Genomic DNA, 16289 nt, shown 5'->3' on the forward strand with positions numbered 1-16289 from the left:
CGCATCCAGGTCGCCGGACCCGCGCAGCTCCGCGTGCAGCGCGCGCGTCGAACCGACGAGCGTGAGGCGGCCGCTGCCGATGACGGCGGCATCCACCGTGTCGCTCGTGCCGCCCGTCAGTTCCATGTCTCCGCTGCCGTGGATCGCCGCCATGATCTCGCGGTAGCGGCCGTTGAAGCGCATGCGGCCGGAACCGTCGAGCGCGACGTCGAGATGGTCGCCTGCGAAGCCGCTCACGGTGTGTTCGCCGTTGCCGTTGATGCTGAGGGATTCCAGCGACGGCAGGGTGACCGTCACCTCGATCGGCGTCCGGTGGCGCAGCAGGATGCCGCGCGGGCCGATGTGCAGCATGTCGCCGTCGACGGTCGTGTCGATGTTGGCCAGCAGGCGCTGCTCGCCCCGGACTTCCAGCGATGGCGTCGGGCCCTGGCGCAGCGTGAGGTTGACGGGGCCGGACAGGTCGACCTTGGCAACCGGCTGGGCTAGCGTGCGGCGCTCGGTGGTGAGCAGGCGGCTGCCCGGGTTCGATGGGCCGTTCGTACCGTGGGCGCGCAGCATGCTGTACGAGACGCCGATCAGCAGGAAGGCGATGAGGAGCAGGGTGAAGCCCACTTTGAGTAATGCGCGCATGGTGGCTCAGCTCCCCTTGAGCAGGGAACGGTTCATCTGGAGGTAGCGCTTCAGGCCGATGAAGGTATAGCGCGTGATCACGAGGGACAGCAGGAACAGCGCGATCCCGCCCAGCACGAGGCCGAAGCCGAACAGCGTCTGCGTCGTGCGCGATTCCGCGTCCATCTCCGTGCTGATGCGCACCGTGCTGTCCGCGAGCGCCTCGGCGCTGCGCATGGCGCGCGAGCGTTCGAGACGGCTGCTCCGGTCGGCCTCGGCGTCCGGGTCGGCGGGCGGCAGCGGGTCCGCGACCTGCGGGCGTTCCTGCGTGACGTTGATGCCGTGGCTGCCGATCTCGATGCGCATCTGGCGCCCGCGCCCGTCGTCGTCGATGGTGACGAAGCGGCTCGGCCAGTCCAGTACGAGTTCGTTGGCGCCGGCCAGGCCGCTCGCGGTCGTCGCGACGCCGGCGAGGTAGAACGTCAGCGCGCACACGTACAGGGCGAACAGCAGCGCGGAGTAGACCATCGCGGGCACGATCATGAACAGGTTGAAGATGGCCAGGCCGACGGCGGACACCGCGACGCGCAGCACGTTGGCCGGGTTCCGCTTCTCGGTGAATTCATTCGCCGGGTTCTTCTTCCCCGTGAACGCGTTCAGGTGGACGCTCGCGCGCAGGGTCATGGCGATCTTCGTCGGATCGTCGAGCTCGCGCGCCACGTCCGGCTCGCCCCGTCCGGCAGCGACGCCGTCGACGAAGCGCTGCTCGTAATAGGCCAGTGTCCTGGCCTGGACGTCGGGTGGCAGGCCCAGCATGGCCCGCTTGAGCGCCTCGAGGTATTCCAGTTTGCCCATCGTTGCTCCTGACAGGGCGGTATTAATTTCGGCCAAGCAATAGCATGGCGTTCAGTGCCGGATCGGGGGCCCCGCCCGCGTGCACCAGGGCGATCGTCGCGGCCGCCACGACGGCCAGCAGGGCAAGGGTACGTACGCCGAGATGGATGTTCATTTGCATTTCCGCTAACACTCGTTTCGATGTTGCTACTGTACGGATCCGGGACGGCGTGCGCCACCGGGGTGCGACAGGCTGCGGAAAATGCGGGGCAGGGTGCGATCAGGCGGGATGACCGGCTGCCCCAGCTCGTCGTTCCCGCGCAGGCGGGAACCCGATTTCGTCGGCCCTGGACGCAGAACCTGGATCCCCGCCTGCGCGGGGATGACGGTCTCGAGGCTGCGGGCGACTGGCCGCTCATCGTCCGACTCCTGTCATGACATTGGCTGCGGCCATCCCGCTGCGCACCGCCGCCTCCAGCGTGGCGGGATAGTCGCAGGCCGTGTAGTCGCCCGCCAGCGCGAGGCCGGGCAAGTCCGTGGCGTTGGCCGGGCGGTCCAGCGCGGGGGAGCACGCGAACGTGGCGCGCTTCTCCGTGATCACGCGGCTCCACTGCGGCGTCGCAAGCCCCGGCTGCGCGAATGCAGCGGCCAGTTGGGCGGCGCCGCTGGCCGCCAGTGCGTCCTGGCCGATGTCTGCGGCCGGATCCGCGCCGCTGATCACGACGGCCAACAGACCGTCCTGGCCGGGATCGAGCTGGCCGCGGTCGAACACGAACTGGCCCCACCGGTTGTCATGCGGCGCATCGGCCAGCGCGCAGAACGGCAGCGGCAGGCGGACCCCGGCCGCGTATTGCAGGTACACAGTGGCGATCGGTTCATAGGCCAGCGCATCGAGTCGGGAGACGATGCCGGCGGTGCCGTCGAGAGGCCGCAGCAGTGCCGCCGCCTGCCACGGTGGGGCCGCCAGCACGACGGCGTCGAACGTCTGCACGTCGGCGCCCGCGTGCACGCTCCACGTGCCGCCGTCGGGGCCCAGCGCATCGATGCGGCGGCCCGTGTGCACGGCGGCGCCGCGGCTTTCCAGGTAGCGGCGCGCCGCTTGCGGGAACAGGGCGTCCAGCAGCACGCGCGGGATCAGCATGTCGGACGCGGCCCGCTTTGCGCCCAGGCTGTCGCGCAGCACGGCCAGGAACACCTGGGCGGACGCGCGTTCGGGCGGCGTGTTCAGCGCCGCGAGGCACAGCGGGCGCCACATCAGGCGATTCAGGCGTTCGGTCTGGTCGTAGCGGACCAGGAGTTCCGCCACGCTGCAATCGTTGTGCAACTGCCAGCCCATCCAGCGCGCGGTCGTCGTGAAGCGGGCGAGGGCCAGCTTGTCGGCGCGGTCCAGGCCACGGGCGCGCAGCAGCGCGACGAGCATGTGCAGGGGCGCGGGCAGGCGCGGGGTGACGAAGTCCATGCCGTCGCCGCCCGCCGGGTAGCGCATCTGCAGCGGCAGCCGCAACAACGCCTGTTTCGGGTCGACGCCCACGCGGCGCATCAGGCGCAACGTATCCGCATAGGCGCCCAGCATGATGTGCTGGCCGTTGTCGAGCAGGCGCCCGTTCGTCTCGATCGCGCGGGCGCGGCCGCCCAGCGTGCGTGCGGCTTCGAACAGGGTCACGCCGCAGCCCGCTTCCAGCAACGCGACGGCCGCCGCGCATCCCGCCCAGCCGCCGCCGACGACCGCGACCTGCCGTTTCTCAACCGCGGACATACGTCTTCCACGCGAGCCACAGCTTGCGCAGCGGCGTCAGGGAGATCTTCTGGGTGAGGACGTGGAAACCGTCGCGCTCGATCTCGTCGAGCAGCGTGCGGTAGATGGCGGCCATCATGAGGCCGGGGCGCTGCGCGCGCCGGTCTTCCTGCGGCAGCAGCGCGAACGCGTCGTCGTACAGCTGTTGCGCGCGGGCGGCCTGGAATGTCATCAGCGCTTCGAACTTCTCGCTGTGGCGCGCGTTCAGCAGGTCGGCCGCCGTCACGCCAAACTGCTGCAGTTCGTTGACCGGCAGGTAGATGCGGCCCTTGCGCGCATCCTCGCCCACGTCGCGGATGATGTTCGTGAGCTGGAACGCGAGGCCCAGCGTCTCCGCGTACTTCAAGGTCTGCGGATTGGTCACGCCGAAGATGCTGGCCGACAGGATCCCGACGACGCCCGCCACGTGCCAGCAGTATTTCTTCAGGTTCGGGTAGTCGAGGTAGCGCGACTGGTCGAGGTCCATTTCCATGCCGTCGATGATGGCCTGCAGGTGTTCCTGTTTCAGGTCGTACGGCTGGATGTGCGGCTTCAGCGCCAGCATCACGGGATGCGTGGGCGTGCCCGAATACATCTGCGCGACCTCGTTGCGCCACCATGCCAGCTTGATGCGCGCGACCGACTGGTCGGTGGCTTCGTCGACCGTGTCGTCGACTTCCCGGCAGAACGCGTACAGCGCCGTGATCGCCCGGCGCCGCTCGGGCGGCAGGAACAGGAAGCTGTAGTAGAAGCTGGAGCCGCTTTGCGCGGTCTTTTGTTGGCAGTATTCGTCGGGGGACATAATTAGGTTGTTATTGCGCGGAGCAAGTCCGCTATCTTAGCCGATGAGGCGTTACATACGTAGTGCGCGCCAGCCTACCGTGAGCCAGTCGAGGCGTTTCAGGCGCGGACGGCGCCGGAACACGTCGTAATCCACGCGTTCGATCGCTTCCAGGATGCGCAGGCCGCCCTGGACGACCATGCGCAACTCCCAGCCGATGCGGCCCGGCAGGCGCGTGGCGAGCGGCGCGCCTTCCAGCATCAGTGCGCGCGCCCGGTCCACCTCGAAGCGCATCAGCGCGCGCCAGGCGGGGTTCATGCGGCCCTCCTCGATGACGTCCTGGGTCACGCCGAAGCGAACGAGATCGTCCAGAGGCAGGTAAATGCGGCCCTTGGCGATGTCGATGGCGACGTCCTGCCAGAAGTTGATCAACTGGAGCGACGTGCAGACGGCGTCCGACTCGCGCAGGCTCGTCGCGTCGTCCACGCCGTACAGCCCCAGCATCAGGCGCCCGACGGGATCGGCGGAGCGCCGGCAGTAATCCAGCAGGTGCGGGAAATCCGGGTAGCGCGTCGTGACGACGTCCTGCTTGAAGGCCGAGAGCAGGTCGCGCAGCGGCTGCAGGGGCAGCCTGTATTCCGCCAGCACGGCGGCGAGGCGCTGGAACATGGGCTCGGCCGGGGGCTTGCCGGCCGCGATGGCGTCCAGCGCCGCCTCGTACGCCTGCAGGGCGGCCAGGCGTTCGGCCGGGGTGGCGTCGCCCTCGTCGGCGAGGTCGTCGGCGCTGCGGGCGAACGCATAGATCGCCTCCACCGCGGGCACGAGGCGGCGGGGGAGGAGGATCGACGCGACAGGGAAGTTTTCGTAATGGTCGACGGCCATGCGACTCTGTAGATTGCTGACTCTAAAGTCATTTACTGGCGTTAATTGCATGATTATAATTGCTAGGTTAAATCCACGACAGTGCCTCGCCGTCCCGGCCGGGCCGCCATGAGGAAACCAATGCGTGCTTTTTCGTTCGCCATTCCTTTGACCCTGGTCCTGGCCGCCGTATCGCTGGCAGGCTGCTCCCGTAACGACACCCCCGCCGAAGACGTACGCCCCGTGCGTGCCCTCACGCTCGCGACGGGCACGGTCGGCTCGTCGGCGGAGTTTTCCGGCGACGTCCGGCCCCGTTACGAATCCCGCCTCGGTTTCCGCGTCGGGGGCAAGATCAGCGCCCGCAAGGTGGACGTGGGCACGGTCGTCAAGCGCGGCCAGGTGCTGATGCAGCTCGATCCGCAGGACCTCCGGCTCGGCCAGGCCCAGGCCCAGGCGAACCTGCGCGCGGCGCAAACGACGTACGAGCTGGCGCGCGCGGACCTGAAGCGCTACCAGGACCTGCGCAGCCAGAACTTCGTCAGCCAGGCGGTGCTCGACCAGAAAGTGGCGGCCGCGCGTTCGGCGCAGGCGAACGTGGAAGCGGCGCGCGCCGCGTCGAGCGAGCAGGCCAACCAGACGGGTTATGCGAACCTCGTTTCCGACACGGACGGCGTCGTGACGGGCATCGATGCGGAAGTGGGCCAGGTCGTGCAGGCCGGCACCCCGGTCGTGCGCGTGGCGCGGACGGACGAGAAGGAAGTGGTGATCGGCGTGCCGGAAGATCAGGTCGACGAGCTGCGCAAGGTGAGCACAGTAAAGGTCCGGCTGTGGGCGGATCCGGACCGCGGCATTCCGGGCAAGATCCGCGAAGTGGCGCCGGTGGCCGATCCCGCCACGCGCACGTACACCGTGAAAGTGGCGATCCCGGCGCAGGAAGACATCCGCCTCGGCATGACGGCCGTCGTCCAGCTGGCGCATGCGAACACGGGTGCCGCGATCAAGGTGCCGCTGTCCGCGCTGTACCAGAACAAGGGCGCGACGTCGGTGTGGGTGATCGAGAACGGCGCCGTGCACCTCGTGCCCGTGCAGGTCGGCGGCGTCTCCGGCAACGACGTGGTGCTCGCGGGCGGCGTGAAGCCGGGCCAGACGGTCGTCACGGCCGGCGTGCATCTGCTGAAACCAGGCCAGAAAGTGAAGGTGCTGACGGCGGACGTCGCGCGCCGCGGCGATGCGGAGGTGGAAGCGAACGGGGCCCCTAAATGAGAGGCTTCAACCTGTCGCGCTGGGCGCTGGAAAACATCCCGCTGACCCGCTACCTGATCGCCGCGCTGCTCATCGGCGGCATCATCAGCTACGGCAAACTGGGCCAGGACGAGGACCCGCCGTTCACCTTCCGCGTGATGGTCATGACCGCGTACTGGCCCGGCGCCACGTCCGTGCAGATGGCCCAGCAGGTGGCGGACAAGCTCGAACAGAAGCTGCAGGAGACGCCGCACATCGACAAGCTGCGCAGCTTTTCCAAGCCGGGCGAGACGACGATCATCATCGAACTGAAGGAATCCACGCCGCCGGCGGAGGTGCAGGGCGTCTGGTACCAGGTGCGCAAGAAGGTCGGCGACATCGCGGGGACCCTGCCGCCCGGCGTGATCGGGCCGTTTTTCAACGACGAATTCGGCGACACGTACGGCTCCATCTTCGCGCTGTCGGGCGACGGTTTTACCTATGCCGAGATGCGCGACTACGCCGATTTCGTGCGCCAGCAGCTGCTCGCCGTGCCGCTCGTGTCGAAGGTCGAGCAGTTCGGCGTGCAGCAGGAAAAAGTCAACATCCTGTTCTCGCAGCAGAAGTTCGCGCAGCTGGGCATCCCGTTCGAGCAGATCGTGAACCAGATCGCCACGCAGAACGGCATCGAATCGGCCGGCGTGCTCGTGACGCCGCTGGAAAACCTGCAGGTGCGCGTGACCGGCGGCCTGAAGACCGTCAAGCAGCTCGAGGACCTGAGCCTGCGCGCGGGGAACACGACGTTCCGCCTCGGCGATTTCGCAAGAGTCGAGCGCGCGTACGAGGATCCGCCGCACGACAAGATGCGCTTCAACGGCAAGGACGTGATAGGCCTGGGCGTGTCGATGGAGAAGGGCGGCAATATCATCGAGCTGGGCAAGGGCCTGGAACAGACGGTCGAACGCATCCGGCGCCAGCTCCCCGTCGGCATCGAACTGGAGCGCGTGTCGAACCAGCCCGCGGCCGTCACGGCGTCCGTCAGCGAATTCATGCACAGCCTGATCGAGGCCGTCGTCGTCGTTCTGGTCGTGTCGTTCGTCGCGCTGGGCCTGCATACGAAGCCGAAGCTGCGCCTGGACGTGCGCCCCGGCCTCGTCGTCGCGCTGACGATTCCCCTCGTGCTGGCGATTACGTTCCTGTTCATGCGCGTGTTCGACATTTCGCTGCACAAGATCTCGCTGGGCGCGCTGATCATCGCGCTGGGCCTGCTGGTGGACGACGCCATCATCGCCGTGGAGATGATGGTGCGGAAGATGGAGGAGGGCATGTCGCGCTTCGACGCGGCCACGTTCGCGTACACGTCGACCGCGTTCCCCATGCTCACGGGGACCCTGATCACGGCGGCGGGATTCCTGCCGATCGGCCTCGCGAAATCGGCGGCCGGCGAGTACACGTTCTCGATGTTTTCCGTGAACGCGATCGCGCTGCTCGTGTCGTGGGTCGTCGCCGTCACGTTCACGCCCTACATCGGTTTCATCCTCCTGCGGGTAAAACCTCACGGCGACGGGCACCATGACGTGTTCGACACGCCGATGTACCAGCGCTTCCGCCGTCTCGTCGACCGCTGCGTGGAATGGCGCAAGACGACGATCGTGCTGTCGCTCGCCGTGTTCTTCCTCGGCGTGTTCGGCTTCAAGTTCATCGAGAAGCAGTTCTTTCCCGATTCGAGCCGCCCCGAACTGATGGTCGAGATGTGGGCGCCGGAGGGCACGAGCTTTGCCGTCAACGAGGCGCTGGCCAAGAAGTTCGAAGCATTCGCCCGCGCGCAGCCGGAAACGGACAGCGTGACGTCGTACATCGGCACGGGCAGCCCGCGCTTCTACCTGCCGCTGGACCAGATCTTCCCGGCGTCGAACGTGTCGCAATTCGTCGTGCTGCCGAAGAACGTCCATCAGCGCGACGCCCTCAAGCGCAAGATCGAGGACAGGTTCAAGTCGGATTTTCCCGAAGTGCGCGGCCGCGTCAAACTGCTGCCGAACGGGCCGCCGGTGCCGTACCCCGTGCAGTTCCAGGTGATGGGGCCGGACATCGGCGTCGTGCGCAAGGTCGCCGACCAGGTGAAGGAGATCATGATCGCCAACCCGAACACGGTGGGCGTGAACGACAACTGGAACGAGTCCGTGAAAGTGCTGCGGCTGGAACTGGACCAGGACAAGATGCGCGCGCTGGGCGTGACCTCGCAGACCGTGCGCCGCACGATCGCGACACTCCTGTCGGGAACGACGGTGGGCCAGTTCCGGGAAAGCAACCGACTGATCGACATCGTCGTGCGCCAGCCGCTGGACGAGCGCTCGAACATGTCCGTGCTCGCCAATACGAACGTGCCGACGCCGTCCGGCAGGGCCGTGCCGCTGTCGCAGCTGGCGCGCATCGAATTCGTGTGGGAGCCGGGTGTCGTGCAGCGCTACGGGCGCGAGTGGGCGATCATGGTCCAGTCGGACGTCGTCGACGGCGTGCAGGGACCGACCGTGTCCGACCAGGTCAATGCGAAACTGGACGCGCTGCGCGCGAAGCTGCCGGCCGGCTACCGGATCAAGCTCGAAGGCGCGGCCGCGAACAGTTCGACGGCGGAAGACTCCATTTCGGCGAACGTCCCGCTGGTGCTGTTCATCGTGTTCACCCTGCTGATGCTGCAGCTGCACAGCTTCTCGCGGTCCGTGATGGTCTTCCTCACCGGGCCGCTGGGCATCGCGGGTGCCGCGATGGGGCTGCTGCTGTTCAACGCGCCGTTCGGCTTCGTGGCCAACCTCGGCGTGATCGCGCTGTTCGGCATGGTGGTGCGCAATTCCGTGATCCTCGTCGACCAGATCGAAAAGGACATCGCGGCCGGGCACCCGGCGTGGGAAGCGATCGTGGAAAGCGCCGTGCGGCGGTGCCGGCCGATCCTGCTGACGGCGGCCGCGGCGGCGCTCGCGATGATCCCGCTGTCCCGTTCCGTGTTCTGGGGCCCGATGGCGATCGCGATCATGGGCGGATTATTGGTCGCCACGGCGCTCACGCTGTTGTTCCTGCCGGCGCTGTATGCCGCATGGTTCCGGGTAAAGCGGCCGGTGCACACCCGGGTGGCGGTCGTAAATCCTTGAAATATCGGGCGATTTGATACGATTTAAAATCTGCCCAATGGTGTCAGAAAATCCAGTAAAATATCGGGTTGAAGTTGTAGCCCCTAGACATTGGATTCAGGGCGGCCGGTTTCATTGTCGGGCGCCCTTTGTTTTTGTGGCAAGATCAGCAATCCTGCGCGAGGATGGCGAAATTGGTAGACGCACCAGGTTTAGGTCCTGACGCCAGCAATGGTGTAGGGGTTCGAGTCCCCTTCCTCGCACCACGAACAATTATTTTTTTGGACGATTTTTACAATGGCAACTGCAGTCGAAAACCTGGGTAAACTCGAGCGTCGCTTGACGATCTCTTTTCCGCTGAGCGACGTACGTACGGAAGTTGAAAAGCGCCTCAAGAAGCAGGCCAAGACCGCTCGTGCTCCGGGCTTCCGTCCGGGCAAGGTGCCGCTGAAGATGGTCGCTGCGCAGTACGGCTACCAGATCGAATCCGACGTGTTGAACGACAAAGTCGGCCAGGCGTTCAGCAGTGCCGCGGACGAAGCGCAGCTGCGCGTTGCCGGCATGCCGAAAATCGAGCCGAAGCAGGACGCACCGGAAGGCATGCTCGCCTTCGACGCGACCTTCGAAGTGTATCCGGAAGTGTCGCTGCCGGGCCTGGAGGGGATCGAGATCGAGACCGTCAAGACCGACGTGACCGATGCCGAGATCGACAAGACCATCGACATCCTGCGCAAGCAGCGCGTGCACTACCACACCAAGGGCGAAGCCGGTGAGCATGGCGATGGCGGCGAGCCGGTCGCAGCGAACGGCGACCGCGTGACCGTCGACTTCGTCGGCGTCATCGACGGCGTCGAATTCCCGGGCGGTAAAGCCGAAGACTATGCATTCGTGCTGGGCGAAGGCCGCATGCTGCCGGAGTTCGAAGCCGCGACCGTCGGCCTGAAAGTGGGCGAGTCGAAGACCTTCCCGCTGGCCTTCCCGGAAGACTACCATGGCAAGGACGTGGCCGGCAAAACCGCCGAGTTCACCATCACGCTGAAGAAGCTGGAATGGGCGCACCTGCCGGAAGTCGACGCCGAGTTCGCCAAGACGCTGGGCATCGAAGACGGCAGCGTCGAGAAAATGCGCGAAGACATCAAGGTCAACCTGGAGCGTGAAGTCAACGCCCGCATCAAGGCGCGCAACAAGGAAGCCGTGATGGACGCCCTGGTCAAGCACACCGAAATGGACGTGCCGAAGGTCATGATCGAGCAGGATTCGCAGCGCCTGGCCGAGCAGACCCGCCAGGACATGGCCCAGCGCGGCATGGACGTGCAGAGCCTGCCGTTCCCGGCCGACCTGTTCGCCACCAAGGCCGAGCGCCGCGTGCGCCTGGGCCTGATCCTGTCGCAGCTGGTCTCGGAGAATAACCTGCAAGCCACGCAAGAGCAGGTGAAGGCCCAGATCGAAGACTTCTCGCAGAGCTACGAAGATCCGAAGGAAGTCCTGAAGTACTACTACAGCGACCGTCGCCGCCTGGGCGAAGTGGAAGCTCTTGTATTGGAAGAAAACGTCGTTAACTATGTGCTCGGCAAGGCAAAGGTGACGACCAAGGACATCGCCTTTGACGAGCTGATGGGAAGCGCTGCTCAGGCTTAACTTCCTTGATAAAGCCGTACGACATTCTCCTGAGAAATCTGAGATAGTGCGGCTTCGTAACTTTTACAAAGGAATTGACAGGTATGAATCGTAATCCGGCATTGGATACCCAAGCCCTCGGCCTCGTGCCGATGGTGATCGAGCAGAGCGGCCGCGGCGAGCGCGCCTACGACATCTACTCGCGCCTGCTGAAGGAGCGCGTGATTTTCCTGGTCGGTCCTGTCAACGACCAGATGGCCAACCTCATCGTGGCCCAGCTGCTGTTCCTGGAAAGCGAGAATCCGGACAAGGACATCTCGCTGTACATCAACTCGCCGGGTGGTTCCGTGTCGGCTGGCCTCGCCATCTTCGACACGATGAACTTCATCAAGCCCGACGTGTCGACGCTGTGCACCGGCCTGGCCGCCTCGATGGGCGCGTTCCTGCTGGCCGCCGGCGCCAAGGGCAAGCGCTTCTCGCTGCCGAACTCGCGTGTCATGATCCACCAGCCGTCCGGTGGCTCGCAGGGCATGGCGTCGGACATCGAGATCCAGGCCAAGGAAATCCTGTACCTGCGTGAACGCCTTGCCCGCATCATGGCGGACAACACCGGCCAGACGATCGAACAGATCCACAAGGATACCGATCGCGACCGTTTCATGTCGAGCGAAGAGGCCGTGGAATATGGTCTCATCGACAAGGTTCTGACGAACCGCGGCTGAGGGTAAACCGCGCGGTTTTCGAGATCGCGTGGTGCACTCGACAACTGTTGCTCAAATACGCCCGGACGCGACAGCGCTTCGGGCGTTTTGTTTTCAAATCGGGTAGCATGGTGTCGTGTGCACTTGTTGCGCCCTCGTATTAGCGTTATATTCATAGCAATTCAACTGAAACCTGCCCCATGTCAGACAAAAAATCCTCTAGCGGCGAAAAACTCCTGTACTGCTCGTTCTGCGGCAAGAGCCAGCACGAGGTCAAGAAGCTCATCGCAGGACCTTCGGTCTTCATCTGCGACGAGTGCATTGACCTGTGCAATGACATCATCCGCGACGAGACCTCGAACGTCGAATCGGTGGCGGGCGCCAAGTCCGACCTGCCGACTCCGCACGAGATCGCCGAACTGCTCGATCAATATGTCATCGGCCAGCAGACGGCGAAGCGCATCCTGTCGGTGGCGGTCTACAACCATTACAAGCGCCTGAAGCACCTGGGCAAGAAGGACGACGTCGAACTGGCCAAGAGCAACATCCTGCTCGTCGGCCCGACCGGTTCCGGTAAAACCCTGCTGGCCCAGACCCTGGCGCGCATGCTGAACGTCCCGTTCGTGATCGCCGACGCGACCACGCTGACGGAAGCCGGCTATGTCGGCGAGGACGTCGAGAACATCATCCAGAAGCTGCTGCAGAGCTGTAACTACGAAGTCGAGAAAGCCCAGCGCGGCATCGTCTACATCGACGAGATCGACAAGATTTCGCGCAAGTCCGACAACCCGTCCATCACCCGCGACGTGTCGGGCGAGGGCGTGCAGCAGGCGCTGCTGAAGCTGATCGAAGGCACGATGGCGTCGGTGCCCCCGCAGGGCGGCCGCAAGCATCCGAACCAGGATTTCGTGCAGATCGACACGACGAACATCATGTTCATCTGCGGCGGCGCTTTCGACGGCCTGGACAAGATCATCCAGAACCGTTCGGAAAAGAGCGGCATCGGCTTCGCGGCCAGCGTCAAGAGCCAGACGCAGCGTTCCGTCAGCGACATCCTGCTGGAAGCGGAACCGGAAGACCTGATCAAGTTCGGCCTGATTCCGGAACTTGTCGGCCGTCTGCCTGTCGTAGCTACCCTGAGCGAGCTCACGGAAGAGGCTTTGATCCAGATTCTGGTCGAGCCGAAAAACGCCCTCATCAAGCAGTATTCGAAACTGCTGGATATGGAAGGCGCCGAACTGGAAATCCGCCCGGCGGCCCTGCACGCGATTGCCAAGAAGGCGTTGGCGCGCAAGACCGGCGCACGTGGTCTCCGTTCGATCCTGGAACATGCTCTGCTCGACGTGATGTATGAATTGCCGAGCCAGCAAAATGTCGTGAAAGTCGTCATCGATGAAAATACGATCACGAATGGCGCGAAACCTTTGCTGATTTACAGCGAATCGCCGAAGGCTGCAGGCGAAAATTGAACCAAGCTGAAAAATTTCCGGGCGCAAACACAACAAAGGTATTGAATCGCTGAGTTGAGACGGTACAATCAATCTCAACAAAAGACGGCTTCAATCGAAAAGCCACTCGCGGCCGATGCTGTGAAGTGGCTTTTTTATTTGAATTCAAGACTTTTGTAGAAACGGCTATTATTCGTATCAAGTTAAAGTTTTTTTACTTGTAGAAAATATTTCCGGGCCGGTATTGTGTTTCGACAGTGTGCTCCCACATCGTCTACACGCTTTCTATAAGGTATGCCATGACAACTTCCAAATTGACCGAGCAAATGACGCTGCCCCTGCTGCCCCTGCGCGACGTGGTGGTGTTCCCGCATATGGTGATACCGCTGTTCGTTGGCCGCCCGAAATCCATCAAGGCGCTCGAGGCTGCCATGGAACAGGGTAAGAGCATCATGCTCGCCGCCCAAAAGGCCGCTGCCAAGGACGAACCCTCCGCCGCAGACATCTACGAGATCGGCTGCGTGGCCAATATTCTGCAAATGCTGAAGCTGCCGGACGGCACCGTGAAGGTGCTGGTCGAAGGCGCGCAGCGTGCACGCATCAATCACATCAACGACGCGCCGAGTCATTTCATCGCCGACCTGACTCCGATCAATTCGGAAATCGGCGACGACTCCGAAGTCGAGGCAATGCGCCGCGCGATCGTCCAGCAGTTCGACCAGTACGTCAAACTGAACAAGAAGATCCCGCCCGAGATCCTGGCTTCGCTGGCCGGTATCGACGACGCTGGCCGCCTGGCCGACACCGTTGCCGCCCACCTGCCGCTGAAACTCGAGCAGAAACAGGTCATCCTGGAAATCTTCAACGTCGCCAAGCGCCTGGAGCATCTGCTCGGCCAGCTTGAAGGCGAGCTCGACATCCTGCAGGTGGAAAAGCGCATCCGCGGCCGTGTCAAGCGCCAGATGGAGAAATCGCAGCGCGAGTACTACCTGAACGAACAGGTCAAGGCCATCCAGAAGGAACTGGGCGAGGGCGAAGAGGGCGCCGACATCGAGGAACTCGAGAAGAAGGTCATCGCCGCCAAGATGCCGAAGGAGGCCATGGACAAAGCCCAGGCCGAGATCAAGAAGCTCAAGCTGATGTCGCCGATGTCGGCCGAAGCCACCGTCGTGCGCAATTACATCGACACGCTCGTGTCGCTGCCGTGGAAAAAGAAATCCAAGGTCACGATCGACCTGGAAAAGGCCCAGGAAGTCCTGGAAGCCGACCACTACGGCCTCGACAAGATCAAGGAACGCATCCTCGAATACCTCGCGGTGCAACAGCGCGTCGACAAGCTGAAGGCCCCGATCCTGTGCTTCGTGGGTCCTCCGGGCGTCGGTAAAACGTCGCTGGGCGAATCGATCGCCCGGGCGACGAACCGCAAGTACGTCCGCATGGCACTGGGCGGCGTCCGTGACGAAGCCGAGATCCGCGGCCACCGCCGTACCTACATCGGCTCGATGCCGGGCAAGGTGCTGCAGTCGCTGGCGAAGGTCGGCGTGCGCAACCCGCTGTTCCTGCTGGACGAGATCGACAAGATGGGCGCGGACTTCCGCGGCGACCCGTCGTCGGCCCTGCTCGAAGTGCTGGATCCGGCGCAGAACCACACGTTCTCGGACCACTACGTCGAGGTGGACTTCGACCTGTCGGACGTGATGTTCGTGGCGACGTCGAACTCGTTCAACATCCCGCCGGCCCTGCTGGACCGTATGGAAGTGATCCGCCTGTCGGGTTACACCGAGGACGAGAAGACGAGCATCGCGCAGCGCTACCTGCTGCCGAAGCAGATCAAGGCGAACGGCCTGAAGGATGAAGAGATCAAGGTCGACGAGGCGGCGATCCGCGACATCATCCGCTACTACACCCGCGAAGCCGGTGTGCGTTCGGTCGAGCGCGAAATCTCGAAGATCTGCCGCAAGGTCGTCAAGATGCTGCTGCTCAAGAAGGACAGCAAGCGCGTGATCGTGTCGTCGAAGAACCTGGATAAATTCCTGGGTGTCCGCCGCTACGACTTCGGCGTGGCCGAGAAGGAAAACCAGATCGGCCAGGTGTCGGGCCTCGCGTGGACGGAAGTCGGCGGCGACCTGCTGACGATCGAAGCCGTGCAGGTGCCGGGTAAAGGTGCCGTCATCCGTACCGGTACGCTGGGCGACGTGATGAAGGAATCGATCGAAGCCGCGCGCACCGTGGTCCGCAGCCGTGCGGCGCGCCTGGGCATCAAGAACGAGGTGTTCGAGAAGACCGACATCCACGTTCACTTGCCGGAAGGCGCGACGCCGAAGGACGGTCCGTCCGCCGGTATCGGCCTGACGACGGCGCTGGTGTCGGTGTTCACGGGCATCCCGGTTCGCGCCGACGTGGCGATGACGGGCGAGATTACCCTGCGCGGCGAAGTCCTGCCGATCGGCGGCCTGAAGGAAAAACTGCTGGCGGCCCAGCGCGGCGGCATCAAGACCGTGCTGATCCCCGAGCAGAACGTGAAGGATCTCGCGGACATTCCTGACAACGTCAAGAACAAGCTCGAGATCGTGCCGGTGCGCTGGATCGAGAAAGTGCTGGAAGTGGCACTGGAACGCCAGCCGGAACCGATCGTCGACGTGCCTGCGGTAGCGGCGTCCTCGTCGTCGGTGACGACCGCCACGAGCGACGGCCAGGGCGGCGTCGTCAAGCACTGAGCCTGCTGGGCAGGGTGAAAGCGGCACCTTCGGGTGCCGTTTTTTTTATGTCGCGCTGTTGCGAGTGCGTTACTTGACACAACGCATTGTCGGCTTGTTTAATACGCCCTTGCGGTTTTTGCCGACGGTCAATCCGACCCGGTCGTGCATACCGTGTCCAGAACGCACAACGAGGGAAGAAAGTGAACAAAACTGAACTGATCGAAGAAATCGCGAAGTCCGCGGACCTGACCAAAGCTTCCGCGGCGCGCGCCCTCGATGCGATGATCGACGCTGTGACGAACACGCTGAAGAACAACGACAGCGTCACGCTGGTCGGCTTCGGCACGTTCACCGTCGGCGAGCGCGCCGCACGCACGGGCCGCGATCCGCGCACGAAGGAAGCCATCAAGATCAAGGCGGCCAAGGTCCCGAAATTTAAGGCTGGTAAAGCACTGAAAGATGCAGTAAACTAATGCCTCCGCTGCGCTGACACGCAGCAGGACGCTGCTGGATTCCAGTCAGTCGAGTAGCACCCAGTATTTCGTGGAGCGGTAGTTCAGTTGGTTAGAATACCGGCCTGTCACGCCGGGGGTCGCGGGTTCGAGCCCCGTCCGCTCCGCCA

The 16289-nt window shown here is 64.0% G+C and carries 13 protein-coding genes and 2 tRNA genes; 9 read left to right on the forward strand and 6 right to left on the reverse strand.

Going from position 1 to position 16289, the window contains the following annotated elements:
- From ACEN88_RS09700 to hpnC, 6 genes are all read right to left on the reverse strand, one after another.
- On the reverse strand, positions 1–630 hold a 630-nt coding region (locus ACEN88_RS09700), incomplete at its 3' end, for a GIN domain-containing protein (protein ID WP_413339130.1).
- Between the two features lie 6 nt (positions 631–636).
- The gene (locus ACEN88_RS09705; protein ID WP_413339132.1) at positions 637–1464 is read right to left on the reverse strand and encodes a DUF1700 domain-containing protein; all 828 of its coding nucleotides are present in this window, start codon (positions 1462–1464) and stop codon (positions 637–639) included.
- 22 nt (positions 1465–1486) lie between these two features.
- Positions 1487–1618, reverse strand: coding sequence for a hypothetical protein (locus tag ACEN88_RS09710; protein ID WP_413339134.1), 132 nt, complete (start codon positions 1616–1618; stop codon positions 1487–1489).
- Positions 1619–1858: 240 nt separating this feature from the next.
- Entirely contained in the window at positions 1859–3199 is a 1341-nt protein-coding gene (hpnE, locus tag ACEN88_RS09715) for a hydroxysqualene dehydroxylase HpnE (RefSeq protein WP_413339136.1), read from the reverse strand.
- Complete coding sequence (gene hpnD / locus ACEN88_RS09720) at positions 3186–4019, reverse strand: presqualene diphosphate synthase HpnD (protein WP_413339138.1); 834 nt, start codon at positions 4017–4019, stop codon at positions 3186–3188. The genes hpnE and hpnD overlap by 14 nt, the downstream gene beginning before the upstream one ends.
- Before the next feature lie 51 nt (positions 4020–4070).
- Positions 4071–4880 (reverse strand): squalene synthase HpnC, encoded by an 810-nt coding sequence (gene hpnC / locus ACEN88_RS09725; protein WP_413339140.1) that lies wholly within the window; start codon positions 4878–4880, stop codon positions 4071–4073.
- Positions 4881–5000: 120 nt separating this feature from the next.
- Here hpnC and ACEN88_RS09730 point away from each other — a divergent pair, with 120 nt between their 5' ends.
- The 9 genes from ACEN88_RS09730 (at position 5001) to ACEN88_RS09770 (ending at position 16289) form a co-directional block, all read left to right on the forward strand.
- Positions 5001–6122, forward strand: a complete 1122-nt coding sequence (locus ACEN88_RS09730; protein WP_413339142.1) for an efflux RND transporter periplasmic adaptor subunit — start codon at positions 5001–5003, stop codon at positions 6120–6122.
- Positions 6119–9223, forward strand: a complete 3105-nt coding sequence (locus ACEN88_RS09735; protein ID WP_413339144.1) for an efflux RND transporter permease subunit — start codon at positions 6119–6121, stop codon at positions 9221–9223. Before ACEN88_RS09730 ends, ACEN88_RS09735 begins: the two co-directional genes overlap by 4 nt.
- 158 nt (positions 9224–9381) lie before the next feature.
- Positions 9382–9468, forward strand: a tRNA-Leu gene (locus tag ACEN88_RS09740).
- Positions 9469–9499: 31 nt separating this feature from the next.
- A complete protein-coding gene (gene tig, locus ACEN88_RS09745; RefSeq protein WP_413339146.1) occupies positions 9500–10840 on the forward strand; it encodes a trigger factor in 1341 nt (446 codons plus the stop codon).
- A gap of 83 nt (positions 10841–10923) precedes the next feature.
- Positions 10924–11541, forward strand: coding sequence for an ATP-dependent Clp endopeptidase proteolytic subunit ClpP (clpP, locus tag ACEN88_RS09750; RefSeq protein ID WP_166861694.1), 618 nt, complete (start codon positions 10924–10926; stop codon positions 11539–11541).
- 179 nt (positions 11542–11720) lie between these two features.
- Positions 11721–12989, forward strand: a complete 1269-nt coding sequence (clpX, locus tag ACEN88_RS09755; RefSeq protein WP_056129433.1) for an ATP-dependent Clp protease ATP-binding subunit ClpX — start codon at positions 11721–11723, stop codon at positions 12987–12989.
- Between the two features lie 278 nt (positions 12990–13267).
- Entirely contained in the window at positions 13268–15685 is a 2418-nt protein-coding gene (gene lon, locus ACEN88_RS09760; protein WP_413339148.1) for an endopeptidase La, read from the forward strand.
- 131 nt (positions 15686–15816) lie between these two features.
- Positions 15817–16140: an HU family DNA-binding protein gene (locus ACEN88_RS09765; RefSeq protein WP_413339150.1), complete on the forward strand. Its 324-nt coding sequence runs from the start codon at positions 15817–15819 to the stop codon at positions 16138–16140.
- Positions 16141–16212: 72 nt separating this feature from the next.
- A tRNA-Asp gene (locus ACEN88_RS09770) sits at positions 16213–16289 on the forward strand.

The sequence above is a fragment of the Massilia sp. CT11-108 genome, from assembly GCF_047302915.1.
In the GTDB taxonomy this organism is placed as follows: domain Bacteria; phylum Pseudomonadota; class Gammaproteobacteria; order Burkholderiales; family Burkholderiaceae_D; genus Telluria; species Telluria orientalis.

What these genes read in the sequence shown, in the direction of transcription:
- lon (WP_413339148.1), top strand. Translation starts at nt 13,268, where the DNA reads ATGACAACTTCCAAATTGACCGAGCAAATGACGCTGCCCCTGCTGCCC.
- hpnC (WP_413339140.1), bottom strand. Translation starts at nt 4,880, where the DNA reads ATGGCCGTCGACCATTACGAAAACTTCCCTGTCGCGTCGATCCTCCTC.
- ACEN88_RS09735 (WP_413339144.1), top strand. Translation starts at nt 6,119, where the DNA reads ATGAGAGGCTTCAACCTGTCGCGCTGGGCGCTGGAAAACATCCCGCTG.
- ACEN88_RS09710 (WP_413339134.1), bottom strand. Translation starts at nt 1,618, where the DNA reads ATGAACATCCATCTCGGCGTACGTACCCTTGCCCTGCTGGCCGTCGTG.
- tig (WP_413339146.1), top strand. Translation starts at nt 9,500, where the DNA reads ATGGCAACTGCAGTCGAAAACCTGGGTAAACTCGAGCGTCGCTTGACG.
- ACEN88_RS09705 (WP_413339132.1), bottom strand. Translation starts at nt 1,464, where the DNA reads ATGGGCAAACTGGAATACCTCGAGGCGCTCAAGCGGGCCATGCTGGGC.
- clpP (WP_166861694.1), top strand. Translation starts at nt 10,924, where the DNA reads ATGAATCGTAATCCGGCATTGGATACCCAAGCCCTCGGCCTCGTGCCG.
- hpnD (WP_413339138.1), bottom strand. Translation starts at nt 4,019, where the DNA reads ATGTCCCCCGACGAATACTGCCAACAAAAGACCGCGCAAAGCGGCTCC.
- hpnE (WP_413339136.1), bottom strand. Translation starts at nt 3,199, where the DNA reads ATGTCCGCGGTTGAGAAACGGCAGGTCGCGGTCGTCGGCGGCGGCTGG.
- ACEN88_RS09730 (WP_413339142.1), top strand. Translation starts at nt 5,001, where the DNA reads ATGCGTGCTTTTTCGTTCGCCATTCCTTTGACCCTGGTCCTGGCCGCC.
- clpX (WP_056129433.1), top strand. Translation starts at nt 11,721, where the DNA reads ATGTCAGACAAAAAATCCTCTAGCGGCGAAAAACTCCTGTACTGCTCG.